Here is a 14,917-nt window from a genome sequence, read left to right on the forward strand (position 1 = left end):
CGTTACCTCTTTTCCTTCGGCAGCTCAACAATGAACCGGTAAGCGTCCGCTGTCTCGTCCTGTGTGACGGTCGCCTTCAAGCCGCTTTTTTGGATCAGTTGCACGGACTGCTTGAGCGTGTTGAGCGCCATGCGCGTGTCGTGCGTCTTGATCATCTTGCGCTGCCGCTTGGCCGGCTTATCGGCCGCGTCGTCAGTCGGTGCGGGCGTGGCTTGGGGCTCAGGCTCAGGGGTCGCTTCGGGTTCCGGCTGCGGATTCACCATCGCGTCAACAGCGGCCTGTGTTTCCTTCACGGTCAGCGAATCGGTCAGGATCTCGTGCAGCAAGAGCTGTTGCTGGTAGTCGTCCGCCTTGAGCAGCGCGCGGCCGTGGCGCTCGGTCAGGTCACCGGCCATGATGGCCTCCTGCACCGGGGTCGACAGCTTCAGCAGACGCAGCTTGTTGGCCACGAACGACTGGCTTTTGCCCAGCTGCTGGGCCAGCGCCTGCTGGGTCATCTCATTGAGCTGCATCAGCTCAACATACGCCCGCGCCTCTTCGATCGGTGACAGGCCCTCACGCTGCAGGTTCTCGATCAGCGCCATGGCGGCGGATTCCTCATCCGTCATCTTCTGCACCAGCGCCGGCGCCGTTTCAAAATGCAACGACTGCATCGCCCGAAAGCGCCGCTCGCCGGCGATGATCTCGTATTGCCCCGGCGCGTACTCGCGCACGACGATCGGCTGGAGCAACCCGTGCGCCTTGATGGTCGCCGCCAGTTCCGCGATCGCTTCGTCGGTGAAGACCTTGCGCGGCTGGAACCGGTTGGGCACGATCGCCGTTAAGGGCAAGTCCCGCACGACAGTTTCTGCCGGTGCGGTTGGTTTTTTCTTATTAAAGAACAATGCCACGATGTCTGACCTCCTCAGATGACTCAGTGTGCGCCCAGCGGTGCCTTGCTTGGGGTCCCGGGTTTGCGCGGAAATTGTTTCGGGGTGGCGGCAACTTTCTGGATCACCACCAGCGAGCGCGGATCGCCCGTTTCCGGTAGCGTGGTGTCGATCGTCTCGACCAGCTTGCCACCGAGTTGCGCGATGGCGGATTTCGCCTGCGCCAGCTCGCTTTCGCCGCGGCTCCCCTTCATGGCGACGAACTGACCGCCCACTTTGACCAGCGGCAGGCACAGCTCTGCGAGCACATTCAACGGCGCCACCGCACGGGCGGTCACCAAGTCGTAGGCCTCGCGGTGGGGACTCTTCTTGCCCGCAAACGTCTCGGCGCGGTCATGGAACAGGTGCACCCGTTCCAACCCGAGCTGGTGGCACAGCAAGTCGAGAAAGCCGATGCGCTTGTTCAGCGAGTCCACAATGGTCACATCCAGGTCCGGGTAAAGGATCTTCACAGGCAGCGACGGGAACCCAGCGCCGGCACCCACATCGCACAGCTTCAGCCCTGGCGTGGCCACCTGCGGCGCCGCCTGCGTCAGCAGAATGGAATCCAAAAAATGCTTGAGGTAGACGTCCCCGAGCGCGGTGATCGCCGTCAGGTTCATCTTCTCGTTTTCTGCCACCAGCACCGAATAGTACGTCTTGAATTGCGCCAGTTGGGCGGGGCTGTTCGGCAGCCCACGCGCGGCCAGTTCCTGCTGGAATTGGTGCTCATCCATGCGCCTGTCCCCCTCATCATCTCGTGTTTCTGTGAAACAGCAAGCCGTTTCACGGCCACGTCTAGTTTAACGTAAAACAGGCATTCCCACAACTGCCAGGCCGGGCCTGTTTCACATGAAACATCCGGCTGTTGCATTGCCCACAACTGTGTTAAACTCTATCGTAATTACCGGACGCATCCAGATGGAGGACCTCATGACTGAAACAATCAAAATCGCGTACCTGTACGAAGACCTCATGAACACTTACGGTGACAGCGGTGATGTCAAGATCCTGCGCTACTGGCTGGAACAGGCGGGCTACGCCGTGGCGGTCGATAACATCAGCCTCGATGCCCCGTTTGACGCGATGACTTACGATTTCGTTTTCTTCGGTGGCGGCCAGGACTATGAGCAGACGGTCGTGGCCAAGGACCTCCCGCGGCTCAAGGACACGCTCACCGATTACATCGAAGCCGGCAAGCCGATGCTCGCCATCTGTGGCGGCTATCAGCTGCTGGGCAGCTACTACAAGACCGCGACCGGCACCGTGATCCCGGGGCTCGGCATCCTGCCCCTGCACACCGTGTTCAAAGCCGACAGCCGCATGATCGGCGACACCGAGTTTGAAACCGAGTTCGGCCTCGTCCGCGCCTTCGAGAACCACAGCGGCCGCACCTACTTCGATGACAAGGCCCAGCTCAAGCCGCTGGGTAAAATGGTTCAAGGCTACGGCAACAACCCCGATGACGGCGTCGAAGGCATGCGCTACAAGAACACCTTCGGCAGCTACGCGCACGGCCCGATCCTGCGCAACGACAACATCGCCAAAGCGATCGCCCAGCTGATCATTGACAATCGGGCAGCCGTCACCGCCTGAGCACACAAAAGCGCCGACCTTTTTCTTCAAAAGGCCGGCGCTATTTTGATGTTCAAATGGCCTCGCCGTCGATCAAATCGCCGGCGTTCGGGCCGGCGTCCAGCTTGTAGATGCGCTGCACCGGAATGACCACGGCCGCCACCGCTGGCGGCAACTGGTGCGCCTTCGCATACGCCAAGGCGTCTTCATATATCTGGTCATCCGTGTGAAACTCGGCCAGGCCCTCGAAGCGGTACCCCTTGAACTTGGCGTGATCCACGACCGCCACGGCCGCCTTGTGACTCGCCTGAAGATTCGCCCACGCCTGCTTGGCCGTGTGCTCGTTGTAGATCAGGTGGTGGGCATCCAGTACCCGCATCGTGCCTTTCGGGCCGACCTGCGGATCGCCGGCCGCATCCGCGGTCGCCAAGAAGCTGAGCTGGTCCTTTAACATCTGTTGCATGTCCTCTGTCAGTGTTGCCATTGTTGGTCAGATCCTTTCACCATTAAACTCACAACGACATTCTAACAAAAAGTAAGTAACAATGCGAGGGCTTGGCCTCAATTCGACTGATGCGGCCACCAGGTGACAATGAGAAGCGCTAGCCCGGCACCCATCAGGACCCCGAGCGCGCCGACGCCAAACACATTGGGCACCGGCTGCTGCCAAAGGGCCCACAGCCCGACTGCGGCTGCCAATACGCCGACGACGAGCATGCCTGTAAGGGTGAAACGTCGCATGGAAAGCCTCCTTTCAAGCGAACGGGCTGCCCCCAAGTTGGGGCAGCCCGCCGTTTTATAAATGTGCCAAAATCGTGTAGCGCGTTGCTGGCGCCTCACCAGCCTCTGGATCAACATCCGCGCCTTCGTAGAACACGGCGAACTTGCCGGTTTCGTCCTTCGCCACAACAAGGCCCTGATCGGCGGCGTGCTGCACCTTGAAGATCTCGGCGCTGCGCCGCGCGGCCTGAAAGTCAAAATCACGGGCGATCGCATCGCCGGGATTGAAGAAAATTGTCTCGTCCATCTGTCGCATCTCCTTTACTCAGGAGGGCGGCCCACCGCCATCAGGCTTGGCCGTGCAACTCCTGAAGCTTGGCCATGACACTCTTTGTGAACTGGGCAAACGCCGGCATATCGGCGTCTGTTGCGTTTTGTTCGATTTTAACGGTAGCGGCACCACGCACCGCGCCGCTCGCGCGCAAGGCGGCGGTGAACAGGTCTGGGGCGGTATTGTAGTCATCCCCGTAGAACGGGTCACCGGTGCCGACCACGCCAAACACAACGGGCCGCGCCGACAGATCCACCGCGGTAAGGTCGGCGTAAAAGTCCTCCGCCTCCTCTGGGGTCGTGCCGCCAGACCACGTGTAAGTCGCCAGGATCACCGCATCATAATCCGCCAGCGTTGCCGCATCGGTTTGCTGCATGGTCCCGGTCGTCACCGTGGCGCCCACGTGTTTGAAGAACTGGGTCAGGATCCGCGCCATTCCTTTGGCGTTCCCCGTAATTGACGCATACAAAATCAAGACCTTCATCGCACTCACCTTCCTGTCTTAATTATACCCACTCCGCGCCCATTGGAAAAGCGTTCATGCGCGCAACCACAAAAGGTGCCGGGCCAGCCGCATCGCTGCGGGCCAACTCGGCACCTTTTTCATCGCTTAGTCCGTATAACTGAAATGCGTCAGTGGGGCGTGCTTGACGTCTTCAATCGTCTTGGTGCCGGCCAGCTGCATCGTAATTTCAAGCTCGTGGTTCAGCGCCTCAAAGACACTCTGCACCCCTTGTGCCCCACCAAGTGCCAAACCGTAAACCACTGGCCGCCCGATGGCCACCAGGTCCGCGCCGCTGGCCAACGCTTTGAAAACGTGGCTCCCGCGCCGCACGCCAGAGTCAAAGATGATCGGTACCTGATGGTTGACCGCCTTGGCGATGGCCGGCAGCACATCAAAGGAAGCAGGGCCCCCGTTGAGCTGACGACCGCCGTGATTGGACACGTAGATGCCAGCCGCCCCGGCCCCAATCGCACGCAAGGCGTCTTCTGGGGACTCGATCCCCTTCACGATCACCGGCAGGTCGGTGTACTCGGCAATGCGCCGCACATCGTCTGGGCCGATCTTCTGGGCCGCCGCGGCGTAAATCTCGCCGATGCCCTTCCCTTTGCCGTCGCCATCCGAGAACTTCTGGAGGTTCGCCATTGGGATCGGGAACTGGAAGTTGTTGATGATATCTTGCTCGCGGTAGCCATCCACCGTTGCGTCCACCGTCAGCAGAATCGCCTTGACACCGGCCTTTTTCGCCTCATCCAGCAGGCTGTAGTTAAAGTCCCAGTCCTTGCTCATGTACAGCTGGAAGAATTGCGGGGCGCCCGCACCGGCCGCCGCGGTGTCAGCGATCGACGTTGACGCGTACGTGCTTTGGCTCATCAGGCCGCCGACCGCGGCGACCCCCTTAGCCGTATCCGTTTCCCCCTTGGCGTGCGCTAGGCCCTGCGCGGCCACTGGCGCCATCATGATGGGCGTCTTCAGATCCAGCCCGAAGACCGTGGTCGCGGTGCTCGGGGCCTCAATCTCGGACAACGCCTTAGGGACGATCTGAGCGTGGGTGAACGCCTTGGTGTTTTGCGCTAAGGTCCAATCATCCTCTGCACCGCCAACGATGTAGCCGAAGCCACCGGTTGGAATGATGGCCTGCGCCTGCTTCTCCAGGCTCGGCAAGTTGACGATAGCCAGCTGTTTCTCGTTATCACTTTGTTCATAACCATTCACGATTGTCATGATGAGACCTCCCAATGATCGACGCCTGCGCGTCGTTTATGGGATCACTATAACACTTACAAAAAGAAAGTAAACAGTTAGGCTTGTGAAATTTACACGGCCACGGGGTCATCGACGCGCAGAATGTAGTGCACCGCCTCCGCCAACTGGCGTTCCGAAAAAAAGCGCACGTCCTTTTTGGCACCCAAATTATCGATCTCGATCACCGGTTCAAACCCGCCAAAACTGCGCAGCTCCCGCCGCAGCCAGGCATCCCACACCGCGGTGATCAGCCCCTGGTCGTTGGCCAGGTTGCGCCGAATGATCACGTTCTTGTTCTCAAAGCGCCGCACCCGAAGCGGCGTTTCCTGCCGGTCAGCCAATTCACTCAAGTAAGCAAAATGATCCATGAGGGCACATCCTTTCAGAGCGCAGAGAAGCGCGGTCTTAGCGGTTAGGTGGCAAAACTCGGATACTTGAGCATTCGTAGACGGGGCACTATCGCATCGACCTCATCGAATCCTAATCGCTCCCAATCCTTACCTCCATTATACAAACAAACGTTCGCTTACGCAAGCAAAGTGTGTGCCGACCGATCAACCCAATTATGAGAACCTAGCCGCCCGTTTTTCGCGACTTTTTAGCTTTCCTGCGATACTTTCATCAGCAGAATAAGTGAGATGAACGGTGGTACACCCAACGAAGGAAGGTGATGCCGATGGTGGATTAGCCATGGTGTCCGAATCGTCGAGTTCCGTGGCGCATGAGGGTGCCGTCCAAGACAGCCTACCACTCGCGCCTAAGTGCGGGCGCAAGCGTCAGGCTGTCTTAGCCCAACCCTCATAACCGCGCCACTCCACTCTGGGCCCGGAAGGAGTACAGCTATGTGGTTGATCGCTGAAATTTCAACGATCACCTTCGTCATTTCAGCGCTGGTTGGAACGACTAATGTGCTAACGTATTGGGTCGAAGCAATCGAACGGCTGCTCAGAGCGGCCGTTAAGCTGGTGACATACTTTCGTGAAATAACGAAAAGGTAGCAAAAAAGCCGCATCCCATTCACCCGGCGATTGCGGCTTGATTGCTAAAATTTCCTGGCCACCGTTCAGAGAACGGTATTCTGCGGAGGGGCGACGTGTGCAAACGTCGCCCTTTTGCATAGCCACATTATATCATGCAGACTAGATTGTGCCAAATTCATTGCATTTCAAGCCGGAGTACTTTCTCTGCGCTTTTCGCCCAAAGTTCGGTATACTAGGGAGGAAGTTAATCGAGGAGGTTCATTAACAGTGAGTGAAAAAGAGCAAGTGAACAGTTTCTCGCGTGAGATCATTGAATTTCAGCGGAAGAACGATCTGACTGATACCGAAATGGCGCTCAACAGTCACGTGTCTGTCGAACACATTCACAACATCAAGGCAATGCGCGAGGCTCCGGATCCAACCATCATCGCGAGTCTCCGCGATTACATGGAACACAAGCCCAAGGGTAAATAGACACACATAAAAACTCGCTGATGCGCATCAGCGAGTTTTTATGTGTCTCAGTTAATTCCGGTCCAGCGGCAACACCTTGATCACGGTGTCGTTGGGCACGCGGATCAGGTCGAAGCGCTCGGCGCTGTGGCCGACGTGCATGCCGAGGCCGTTCAGGAAGGTGGGCTTGTACGTGCTGGTCAGAGACGCCACCCAGGCCTTTTCGGCGGTGCGGTCGAGCTCGGCCAGCCGCTTGGTCTGCCACGGGTAGGCACTGGCGCGGATCGTCAGCGGGTTGGTGCCGGTCGACAGGTCCGCGTTTTGGCTGGTGATCTCGGTTTTGGCGCCGGCGGTCCAGTAGGTGAAGTGGCGCACGGGCACCTTGCCGTTGCCGGACTGCACGGTGACATAGTAAGAGGAACTGGCATCGGGCTGGATGATCAGCTTATCGTACTGGTAGTGCACCGCAATGCTACTGGTGTCGGTAAAATCGACCGGCCGCAGCCAAGTGACCCACGCCATACCGTAAGCCGCAGCGGCCAGCACCACAAGCTCCAGCGCGTCAATCATCAGCGTGCGCGCGGGCTTTTGGCGCATCACCACCATTTTGAGGTGGCGACTGCGAATGTTCATCATCACGAAAATCAGGTATGCAATCAAGACCACCCAGGCCCCGATGCCAATCAAGTTCCACATAGTGTCCTCCAGTTCAGGGCTAGGCGCGCTGATCCGCCTGGGTCACCGCCGCCTGCCCGAGCAAGTTGAGATAGTTCCACGGCTTATCGTAGTGCGGATTGAACAGCATGTCCACGTAAGCCAGGTCATCGATCGTGTTCTTGTTTTGGATCATCACCGAAAGCAGATTCGCCGACTGGGTGATGTCGTATTGGCTAAACAGTTGCGCGCCAACGATCTGACGCGTGTCGGTACGGTACACCAGCCGGCCCATGATCGGGGTGGTGGTCGGCATGAACTCCGGCCGGTAGTTGTCCGTGAACGTCACGGCCGCCACCGGCAGGCCCGCCTTTTGCGCGCGGGTTTCAGTCAACCCCGTGCAGGCCAGCGTCTTGTCGTAAAGGCGCAAGGCGCTGGTCGCCTGCGTGCCCATGTACTTGACGCGCTTGCCGAGCACGTTGAGCCCAGCCAGCTTCCCTTGGCGCACCGCGTTGGTGGCCAGCGGCGTGTACGCATCGGTGCCGGTCGGATTGAAGTGCACCGCCACCGCATCCCCCGCGGCAAAAATGTCCGGGTCGCTAGTTTGCATGTAGTCGTTGACGTGAATCGAGTGGTCGGCGTTCATCGCCACCTGATCGTCCAAAAGCTCCGTCATCGGCTGAAACCCAACGCACACGATCGCGATGTCCGCCACCCGCTCCGCCACATCCGTGGTGATGTAGACGTGGTGAGCATCGGTGTCAAACTTCAGCGCGGTTTCCGTCAGGCGCGTCACCACCCCGTGGGCTGCCAGCTCCTGGGCCACCTGCGTTGCCATCACCGGATCGATGTAATGGCTGAGCAGCGCGTGCACCCCGTTGATCAAAAGGACCTCGTGGCCGGTGTGGCTGAACGCCTCCGTCAGCTCAACGCCGATGTAACCCCCACCGACGATGGCGATGGTCTTGGCGGTCTTGGCCGCCGCTTTGATGGCCGTTGCGTCATCCGCGTTTTTGCACATGAACACCCGTGGCTGGCTGATGCCCTGAATCGGCGGCACCACCGGGTAGCTCCCGGTGGTCATGATCAGCTTGTCGTACGTCCGCGTGTAAATATGCCGGGTGGTCATATCCTGCACATCGAGGCGGTGCGCGGCGGCGTCGATCGCGAGCACGTCATGGTGCAGGTGCACGGTGACGTTAGGGCCCAGCGCCTCAAGACCGGCCGCATCGGCGTAAAACATCGACTCGAGTTTCGGGACAAGGCCCTCCAGGTACAGGGCAATGCCACACGACAAAAATGAAATATCTGTGCGCCGCTCGTACACATCGACTTGGGTGGCCGGTGCCGCGCTCAGGATCTCGCGGACCGCCGCCGTGCCGGCATGGGTGCAGCCTACCACTGCGATTCTCATCAGTTGTGCTCCTTTTGGGTCAAATAAGCCGACCAAAGCCGACCGAATGCGCGCGACCCCCCATCACAACGCCAAGTTGTTACCAACTGTTCACATGTTATTATCGCACGAATAAATAGAAAGCAAAAGTCATCTTATTGCGGATCTCCCTGCCGCACCCCCCCACCGTGGGACCCTGCGTCCCTGGCGGTTCCCTCTGGAGGTTCCGGGTCACCGGGGGTCAGGTCGCGGTCTGGCCTGACCCCAATTGTCCTAGGCCGATTTGTGAGAAAGCGTTTTTTCGACGGAACGGGTTATGGTATCATGGGTGTAACATATTCGCACAGGAGGCGCGTGCCATGTTCCCGTATGACAAGCTACGGACACTGAACGGACTAGAGTCTGCAGTCTATACCTATATCAACCAGCACCAGGCCACCGTCGAAAAGATGACCATCCGCGAGCTTGCCGAAAAGGCTCACGTCAGCACGACGACGATTCTGCGCTTCGCCAATAAGATGGGGTTCGAGGGCTACTCGGAGCTCCGCTACGCCATCAAGCAGCACCGCGCCAGCCTGATGCAGGCCAAAGAAGAGGTTGGCTACGACATCACCGTGCCGATCGCCGAGTTCTTCGAGAACGTCAACACGACCGACTTCGCGAACCTGATCGACCAGGCCCTCAAGCACATCGTCTCCGCACCGATGGTCCTACTGTGCGGTATCGGCACCGGTCAGGCGTTGGCCGAGTACGGGGCGCGCTACTGGTCCAACGCGGGCAAGTTCAGCCTGTCGATCACGGACCCGTACTACCCGTTCCCGACGCACAACCCGATCCTCAACAACACGGTCATGATCGCCCTGTCGGTGTCCGGCGAAAGCCATCAGGTGATCGAGATGGCGACCCGCGCGCAGCAAAACGGCGTGTACGTGATCGCCGTCACCAACCGCGCCGATTCGACCTTGGCGCACATGAGCGACCTCGTCATCGCCTACTACATGCCGGAGATCAAGCACGGCGACCTCAACCTGACCACTCAGGTCCCGATCATCTACCTGATCGAGCTGATCGCCCACCGGCTGGCGGAACAAACCACCGATTAGCGCATGAACCAATAAATAAAATTGCACATTTCGTCGTTGGAACATGTCATAATTTTATGACATGTTTTTGTTTTGGCGCCTTGTTATTTTGTGCCCTTAAATCCTATACTTTCCTGCTGAAACCGATTACACTAGCGTTGTGATTGTGAGTCAATCACGGATTCTGGCCGGAATCGCCGTCACCCGGCCGTCTTGCCCGGGGGGACAAGACGGCCACCAACCGCTGTGCAGACGTGCACCCCGGTTGCGCCCGGTGACGATCCCTGACCAGTTTGTGCCCACCAGTGGGTCGCGGTGCCTACCAATTCGAAACATGTTCTGGCACCGCGCCACCGGCCACGGCCCAAGCACGGTCAACTCATCCATTTTGGGAGGTCAACTATATGCAAGCAATTATGAATTGGCTTGAAAAGTACGTTGTGCCTGTCGCGGCAAAAATCGGCTCAATTCGCTGGTTAGTCGCGCTGCGTGACGCCTTTATTGCCACCTTGCCGATCACGATGGCCGGCTCCTTGTCCACGCTGTTGAACGCCTTACTTCAGACGTATCCAACACAGTGGGGCTGGACCGGCTTCGTTAACGCGGTTCAACCGATCATTACGATCGACAACACCGTTGGGACCGCATCTCTGACGATTTTCGCCATCTTCTTTGCCGCCATGTGGGGCTACAACTTGTCCTCACAGTACGACGTTGATGGCGTTGCCGGGACGCTGATCTCACTGGCTGCATTCTTCATGGGCATCAACGGGACCACGAGCCTCACCCTGGGCAAGAACCTGACCAAGGGCGCGACCAAGGTGCTGACCGATGCCGGCGCCGTCGTTGGCGACAAGACCCTGACGGTCAACAGCGCCTTCTCCACGGCCAACTTAGGTTCTGCCAGTCTGTTTACTGCCATGATTTTCGGTGCGCTGGCGCTGGTGATTTACATTTTCCTGATGAAGAAAGACATCTCCATCAAAATGCCAGACACCGTTCCACCTGCTGTGTCCAAGGCCTTCACGTCCCTGATCCCGGGGATCGCGGCCCTGTACGCTGTTGCGATCGTTAACTGGCTCTTCACCAGCCTCACCGGGAACGTCTTCGGCGACTGGCTATCCGCGACCATTCAGGCGCCGCTGCTGCACGCGGGCCAAAGCGGCTGGATGGTGCTCCTCGTGTCCCTGCTCGTTCAGGTCTTCTGGTTCTTCGGGATCCACGGCCCGAACGTCTTGGGCCCTGTCCTCGAATCCATCTGGGGCACCTCTCAGATCCAAAACATCCAGGCCCTGGCGGCTGGCGATCCGCTCCCATTCAAGTGGGTCCGCGGCTCCTTTGACGCTTACGTCTGGTACGGGGGTTCCGGTGGCACGATCGTTCTGTTGCTCGCCATCCTGCTGTTCTCCAAGCGTGCGGACGAAAAGACTGTCGCAAAGCTCGCCTTTGCCCCTGGCCTCTTCAACATCAACGAGCCGGTGATGTTCGGGCTGCCGATCGTGTTGAACGCGATCTACTTCATTCCGTTCATCGTGGCACCTGTCCTGAACACCGCGATCGCTTACTTTGTCACGATGGCTGGCTGGGTCAACCCGGTTCAGATCGCGGTGCCTTGGATCACACCACCGATCCTTAACGCGTTCATGGCCACCAACTTCGACTTCCGGGCAGCGCTGTTAGCCCTCGTCAACATGGTCATCGCCTTTGTCATCTGGCTGCCGTTCGTGATGGCGTCCAGCAAGATGCAAGAGGACGAAGAGGCTTAGGCCTCACCGCTTTGCTTGAGCCGTTGGTTGCGCTTACGCGAACCAATGGCTTATTATGATTAAAGATAGAAATAACGCATAAAGGAGCTCATGCCATGATTTTTATTAACGCACCCATTTCTGGCGACAAGATGATTGAGACACTCGAGGCTTACAACGACAACGGCGTGACGTTCAAGTTCGTCTCCAAAAACGGGATGAAGCTTCTGTTTGAGACGAACATGGATGATCTGGAAGCCGCCGCTAAGTTGGCCAAGGCCACCATCAAGGCGCAACGCTGGGCGTCTGTCCTTTACTTCCAAGTCGGAGTCGAGGCCTGATGGGCAAGTCCAACAGCACTTGGGGCAGCACCGCTGGCCTCTTGTTTCTCGCGATCGGCTTTTACACCATCATGGTGTCGCCGGCAGGCCCTGGCGTGACCAACATCCGGCCGGGCCTGCTGACGCTGGGCGTTGCCTTTGTCCTTTTGGGCTTTTGGGTGATGACCCGCCGGCGCAAGCACCACCACTCGACTGATAACAGCGATCAGTCGTGAGCAACAGCCGTCTTCGGGCGGCTGTTTTTGCGTGCAACACACTTAGGATCGCGCCGATATCCAGCGTTCACGGTTCCTCGCCACTGACCGAACCGGCGTCCGCGCTTGAGGCGTTCTGACTTCGCGCGTCGGGACGCCTTATTTGTGTACGCGGCATGAGTCAATCAGTTACGATAAAACTGTGGCAAGTTGCCACCAAGTCCTGATCAGGCTGATCCCCAACCGGTGCACGGGGGGAACTTGCACCGGCGCGTCACCGGGCTCATCCACGAGCCCAGTCAACCAAGGGAGGAACGCAATGGAAATTATGATGAACTGGCTCGAAAAATATGTCGTGCCAGTAGCCGCTAAGATCGGCTCAATCCGCTGGTTGGTTGCGCTGCGCGATGCCTTCATCGCCACGATGCCAATCACCATGGCCGGCTCTTTGGCCACTCTGTTTAATGCTATTTTAGGGACCTATCCCGCCCAGTGGGGCTGGACCGGGTTCGTGAATGCCGTTCAGCCGTTCATTGCCGTTAACGGCACCATCGGCACGGCCAGCCTGAGCATATTCGGCGTCTTCTTCGCCGCAATGTGGGGCTACCACCTGTCGACACAGTATGACGTGGACGGCGTGGCCGGGGCCCTGGTGTCCCTGGCTGCCTTCTTCATGGGCATCAACGGCGCAACCAGCGTGACGCTCAACGAAGGGCTGTCCAAGGCAGCTACGAAGCTTTTGACCGATGCCGGGGTCGTGGTGGGCGACAAGTCCATCACCATCAACTCCGCATTTTCCACCGGGAACCTGGGCTCCACGAGCCTGTTCACCGCGATGCTCTTCGGCGCGCTGGCGCTGGTGGTGTACATCTGGCTGATGAAAAAAGACATTACCATCAAGATGCCAGACACCGTCCCGCCTGCTGTGGCCAAGGCCTTCACGTCGCTGATTCCGGGGATCGCGGCCCTGTATGTGGTGTCCATCGTGAACTACCTGTTCACCAGCCTGACCGGCCACGTGTTCGGCGACTGGCTGTCGGCCACCATTCAGGCGCCGCTGCTGCACGCCGGGCAAGGCGCCGGAATGGTGATCCTGGTGACCTTGCTGGTGCAAGTCTTCTGGTTCTTCGGGATCCACGGTCCGAACGTGCTGGCGCCGATTCTGGAATCCATCTGGGGCACCTCTCAGATCCAGAACATCCAGGCACTGGCAGACGGCAACCCACTGCCATTCCAGTGGGTGCGCGGCTCCTTTGATGCGTACGTGTGGTACGGCGGCTCCGGTGGGACCATCGTGCTGCTGATCGCGATCCTGCTGTTCTCCAAGCGGGCCGATGAAAAAACGGTCGCCAAGCTGGCGCTGGCGCCAGGGCTGTTCAACATCAACGAACCCGTGATGTTCGGCCTGCCGATCGTGCTGAATGCCATCTACTTCATTCCGTTCCTGGTGGCACCGGTGGTCAACGTGACCATCGCCTACTTCGTGACCATGGCCGGCTGGGTGAACCCCGTTCAGATCGCCGTCCCATGGATCACGCCACCTGTACTGAACGCGCTGATGGCGACGAACTTCGACTTCCGTGCCGCGCTGCTTGCGCTGTTCAACATGGTCGTCGCGTTCGTCATCTGGCTGCCGTTCGTCATGGCTTCCAGTCGCATGCAGGACAAGCTCGAGGCCTGACGCCTCACTAGGGCATCGCTCAGCGGTGCCCTTTTTGCGTGGCGTCAGTGCTTGTGCGGTGGTACACTTGACGCATTGTGAACGCGTTGGAGGTGCCCTATGTCTGATTCCGTTACTAAAGTGTTGGCCGGCCTGCTCTGGGTCGTCCTCATGCTCATCGTGCTGGTCCCGCTGATAGGGATCCAGCTTCTCGCGTTCCACCTGCTCGGCTGGGCAGTGCACCCACTGTTTTGGTACGTCATCGGCGTCAACGTGGTCGGGATTTTGCCCGGCACCTTCACAGACGGCCTGACCACCGTGATGCAACACGCCGGCGTGCGCTGGGCCACGCAGCAGGCCGTCAACCTGGTGCTCGATATCCTGATCACCTGGGGGCTGTTCCACGCGCTGGCCGCCTGGCCGTTTCACCTGCCGCTTCCGGCGGTGGACCTGCTGCTGGTCAGCATTGCCAGCGGCGTGGTGTCTTGGCTGGTTGCAAGCTTGCTGGATCACGCCAACGGGGACGACAAGTAGGCCGGCTTGATTGAAGCGGTTGCACCTTGTTTGCCCGCACGCGCCGTGAGACAATTGCGCCAGGGAGATGAGGAGAAAAATGAAACGTCGAACATGGGTGATTCTGGACTGGGTGGTGCTGATCGCGGGCTATGGCATCTTGACCAGCATCACGGCTGACTTATTCGGGACGAGTTCGTTGTTATCACGGGGCATCGCGTTAATTGTTTGGTGCGCCCTTTACTGGGGCATCAGCACCGTCGTCATGCGCCTGCGCACGAACCAGCTGGCGCACCTTTGGCAGCTGGCTGACCAGCTCGGGTACGGGCCGGCCGAGCTCAAGGCCAAAAGCACCGCCACATATGGCGTCATCGACTGGTCGCTGTCTCGGCCGGAGAACTTGCAGTTTCTCCCGCGCGATATCGTGGTCAGTCGGCTGATCAAGCAGCTCACGGCGGAGGTGCGCGGTGAACAGGCGGGGCAATGAGTAACGGCCAGCGCCGACTAAAAAAGCAACTCACGGCGGTGAGCTGCTTTTTTGCGTGACGGATTTACAATGTAAGTGCAACAAATTAACCAAATAGAAAAGACTCACAGCCTGAGTCCTTGTAAAATGAAATC

At 58.7% G+C, this 14,917-nt stretch carries 19 protein-coding genes; 9 read left to right on the forward strand and 10 right to left on the reverse strand.

All coding sequences use genetic code 11. The annotated features are described in order from the left end of the window. Window positions 1-2: 2 nt before the first annotated feature. Window positions 3-893, reverse strand: coding sequence for a nucleoid occlusion protein (gene noc / locus EKM88_RS11970; RefSeq protein WP_404819979.1), 891 nt, complete (start codon window positions 891-893; stop codon window positions 3-5). Between the two features lie 20 nt (window positions 894-913). Next, window positions 914-1,645 (reverse strand): 16S rRNA (guanine(527)-N(7))-methyltransferase RsmG, encoded by a 732-nt coding sequence (gene rsmG, locus EKM88_RS11975; protein ID WP_125706468.1) that lies wholly within the window; start codon window positions 1,643-1,645, stop codon window positions 914-916. Window positions 1,646-1,841: 196 nt separating this feature from the next. On the opposite strand from rsmG, the gene EKM88_RS11980 reads away from it, so the two are divergent. Then, on the forward strand, window positions 1,842-2,504 hold the full coding sequence (locus tag EKM88_RS11980) for a type 1 glutamine amidotransferase (RefSeq protein ID WP_125706470.1): 663 nt from the start codon (window positions 1,842-1,844) through the stop codon (window positions 2,502-2,504). Window positions 2,505-2,556: 52 nt separating this feature from the next. Here the strand turns inward: EKM88_RS11980 and EKM88_RS11985 are convergent, their stop codons facing one another. From EKM88_RS11985 to EKM88_RS12010, 6 genes are all read right to left on the reverse strand, one after another. Continuing rightward, window positions 2,557-2,967, reverse strand: a complete 411-nt coding sequence (locus EKM88_RS11985) for a pyridoxamine 5'-phosphate oxidase family protein (protein ID WP_125706472.1) — start codon at window positions 2,965-2,967, stop codon at window positions 2,557-2,559. Window positions 2,968-3,044: 77 nt separating this feature from the next. Beyond that, on the reverse strand, window positions 3,045-3,224 hold the full coding sequence (locus tag EKM88_RS11990) for a hypothetical protein (RefSeq protein WP_125706474.1): 180 nt from the start codon (window positions 3,222-3,224) through the stop codon (window positions 3,045-3,047). 55 nt (window positions 3,225-3,279) lie between these two features. Beyond that, window positions 3,280-3,510: a hypothetical protein gene (locus tag EKM88_RS11995; protein ID WP_125706476.1), complete on the reverse strand. Its 231-nt coding sequence runs from the start codon at window positions 3,508-3,510 to the stop codon at window positions 3,280-3,282. 40 nt (window positions 3,511-3,550) lie between these two features. Beyond that, a complete protein-coding gene (locus EKM88_RS12000) occupies window positions 3,551-4,018 on the reverse strand; it encodes a flavodoxin domain-containing protein (RefSeq protein WP_125706478.1) in 468 nt (155 codons plus the stop codon). A gap of 126 nt (window positions 4,019-4,144) precedes the next feature. Then, window positions 4,145-5,260 carry a lactate oxidase gene (locus EKM88_RS12005; RefSeq protein ID WP_125706480.1) on the reverse strand — a complete coding sequence of 372 codons (1,116 nt, stop codon included), beginning with the start codon at window positions 5,258-5,260 and terminating at the stop codon, window positions 4,145-4,147. A 92-nt stretch (window positions 5,261-5,352) separates the two neighbouring features. Beyond that, complete coding sequence (locus EKM88_RS12010) at window positions 5,353-5,649, reverse strand: hypothetical protein (RefSeq protein ID WP_125706482.1); 297 nt, start codon at window positions 5,647-5,649, stop codon at window positions 5,353-5,355. An 879-nt stretch (window positions 5,650-6,528) separates the two neighbouring features. Here EKM88_RS12010 and EKM88_RS12015 point away from each other — a divergent pair. Further along, the gene (locus tag EKM88_RS12015; RefSeq protein ID WP_125706484.1) at window positions 6,529-6,735 is read left to right on the forward strand and encodes an LBP_cg2779 family protein; all 207 of its coding nucleotides are present in this window, start codon (window positions 6,529-6,531) and stop codon (window positions 6,733-6,735) included. Window positions 6,736-6,786: 51 nt separating this feature from the next. On the opposite strand, the gene EKM88_RS12020 is transcribed toward EKM88_RS12015, so the two are convergent. Both EKM88_RS12020 and EKM88_RS12025 read right to left on the reverse strand, forming a co-directional pair. Further along, window positions 6,787-7,410: an LVIS_2131 family protein gene (locus EKM88_RS12020; RefSeq protein WP_125706486.1), complete on the reverse strand. Its 624-nt coding sequence runs from the start codon at window positions 7,408-7,410 to the stop codon at window positions 6,787-6,789. A 19-nt stretch (window positions 7,411-7,429) separates the two neighbouring features. After that, complete coding sequence (locus EKM88_RS12025) at window positions 7,430-8,782, reverse strand: FAD-dependent oxidoreductase (protein WP_125706488.1); 1,353 nt, start codon at window positions 8,780-8,782, stop codon at window positions 7,430-7,432. A gap of 338 nt (window positions 8,783-9,120) precedes the next feature. Here EKM88_RS12025 and EKM88_RS12030 point away from each other — a divergent pair, with 338 nt between their 5' ends. The 7 genes from EKM88_RS12030 to EKM88_RS12060 all read left to right on the forward strand — a co-directional run bounded on the left by EKM88_RS12030 (window position 9,121) and on the right by EKM88_RS12060 (window position 14,783). Then, window positions 9,121-9,864, forward strand: a complete 744-nt coding sequence (locus tag EKM88_RS12030; protein ID WP_125706490.1) for a MurR/RpiR family transcriptional regulator — start codon at window positions 9,121-9,123, stop codon at window positions 9,862-9,864. A 383-nt stretch (window positions 9,865-10,247) separates the two neighbouring features. Next, complete coding sequence (locus EKM88_RS12035; RefSeq protein WP_125706492.1) at window positions 10,248-11,609, forward strand: PTS sugar transporter subunit IIC; 1,362 nt, start codon at window positions 10,248-10,250, stop codon at window positions 11,607-11,609. A gap of 95 nt (window positions 11,610-11,704) precedes the next feature. Further along, complete coding sequence (locus tag EKM88_RS12040) at window positions 11,705-11,929, forward strand: hypothetical protein (RefSeq protein ID WP_125706494.1); 225 nt, start codon at window positions 11,705-11,707, stop codon at window positions 11,927-11,929. Continuing rightward, window positions 11,929-12,144 (forward strand): hypothetical protein, encoded by a 216-nt coding sequence (locus EKM88_RS12045; protein ID WP_125706496.1) that lies wholly within the window; start codon window positions 11,929-11,931, stop codon window positions 12,142-12,144. Before EKM88_RS12040 ends, EKM88_RS12045 begins: the two co-directional genes overlap by 1 nt. A gap of 298 nt (window positions 12,145-12,442) precedes the next feature. Further along, window positions 12,443-13,804, forward strand: a complete 1,362-nt coding sequence (locus EKM88_RS12050) for a PTS sugar transporter subunit IIC (protein WP_125706498.1) — start codon at window positions 12,443-12,445, stop codon at window positions 13,802-13,804. 99 nt (window positions 13,805-13,903) lie between these two features. Next, window positions 13,904-14,317 carry a hypothetical protein gene (locus tag EKM88_RS12055; protein ID WP_125706500.1) on the forward strand — a complete coding sequence of 138 codons (414 nt, stop codon included), beginning with the start codon at window positions 13,904-13,906 and terminating at the stop codon, window positions 14,315-14,317. A gap of 79 nt (window positions 14,318-14,396) precedes the next feature. After that, window positions 14,397-14,783, forward strand: a complete 387-nt coding sequence (locus tag EKM88_RS12060; RefSeq protein ID WP_125706502.1) for a hypothetical protein — start codon at window positions 14,397-14,399, stop codon at window positions 14,781-14,783. The last annotated feature ends 134 nt before the right edge of the window (window positions 14,784-14,917 follow it).

It is taken from the genome of Lacticaseibacillus daqingensis (genome assembly GCF_003946115.1).
Lineage (GTDB): Bacteria > Bacillota > Bacilli > Lactobacillales > Lactobacillaceae > Lacticaseibacillus > Lacticaseibacillus daqingensis.

Coding starts and splice junctions, on each gene's coding strand:
- EKM88_RS11985 (WP_125706472.1), bottom strand. CDS start 2,967: ATGGCAACACTGACAGAGGACATGCAACAGATGTTAAAGGACCAGCTC.
- EKM88_RS12020 (WP_125706486.1), bottom strand. CDS start 7,410: ATGTGGAACTTGATTGGCATCGGGGCCTGGGTGGTCTTGATTGCATAC.
- rsmG (WP_125706468.1), bottom strand. CDS start 1,645: ATGGATGAGCACCAATTCCAGCAGGAACTGGCCGCGCGTGGGCTGCCG.
- EKM88_RS12000 (WP_125706478.1), bottom strand. CDS start 4,018: ATGAAGGTCTTGATTTTGTATGCGTCAATTACGGGGAACGCCAAAGGA.
- EKM88_RS12030 (WP_125706490.1), top strand. CDS start 9,121: ATGTTCCCGTATGACAAGCTACGGACACTGAACGGACTAGAGTCTGCA.
- EKM88_RS11995 (WP_125706476.1), bottom strand. CDS start 3,510: ATGGACGAGACAATTTTCTTCAATCCCGGCGATGCGATCGCCCGTGAT.
- EKM88_RS12010 (WP_125706482.1), bottom strand. CDS start 5,649: ATGGATCATTTTGCTTACTTGAGTGAATTGGCTGACCGGCAGGAAACG.
- EKM88_RS12040 (WP_125706494.1), top strand. CDS start 11,705: ATGATTTTTATTAACGCACCCATTTCTGGCGACAAGATGATTGAGACA.
- EKM88_RS12055 (WP_125706500.1), top strand. CDS start 13,904: ATGTCTGATTCCGTTACTAAAGTGTTGGCCGGCCTGCTCTGGGTCGTC.
- EKM88_RS12060 (WP_125706502.1), top strand. CDS start 14,397: ATGAAACGTCGAACATGGGTGATTCTGGACTGGGTGGTGCTGATCGCG.
- EKM88_RS12050 (WP_125706498.1), top strand. CDS start 12,443: ATGGAAATTATGATGAACTGGCTCGAAAAATATGTCGTGCCAGTAGCC.
- EKM88_RS12025 (WP_125706488.1), bottom strand. CDS start 8,782: ATGAGAATCGCAGTGGTAGGCTGCACCCATGCCGGCACGGCGGCGGTC.
- EKM88_RS12005 (WP_125706480.1), bottom strand. CDS start 5,260: ATGACAATCGTGAATGGTTATGAACAAAGTGATAACGAGAAACAGCTG.
- EKM88_RS11990 (WP_125706474.1), bottom strand. CDS start 3,224: ATGCGACGTTTCACCCTTACAGGCATGCTCGTCGTCGGCGTATTGGCA.
- EKM88_RS12045 (WP_125706496.1), top strand. CDS start 11,929: ATGGGCAAGTCCAACAGCACTTGGGGCAGCACCGCTGGCCTCTTGTTT.
- EKM88_RS11980 (WP_125706470.1), top strand. CDS start 1,842: ATGACTGAAACAATCAAAATCGCGTACCTGTACGAAGACCTCATGAAC.
- EKM88_RS12035 (WP_125706492.1), top strand. CDS start 10,248: ATGCAAGCAATTATGAATTGGCTTGAAAAGTACGTTGTGCCTGTCGCG.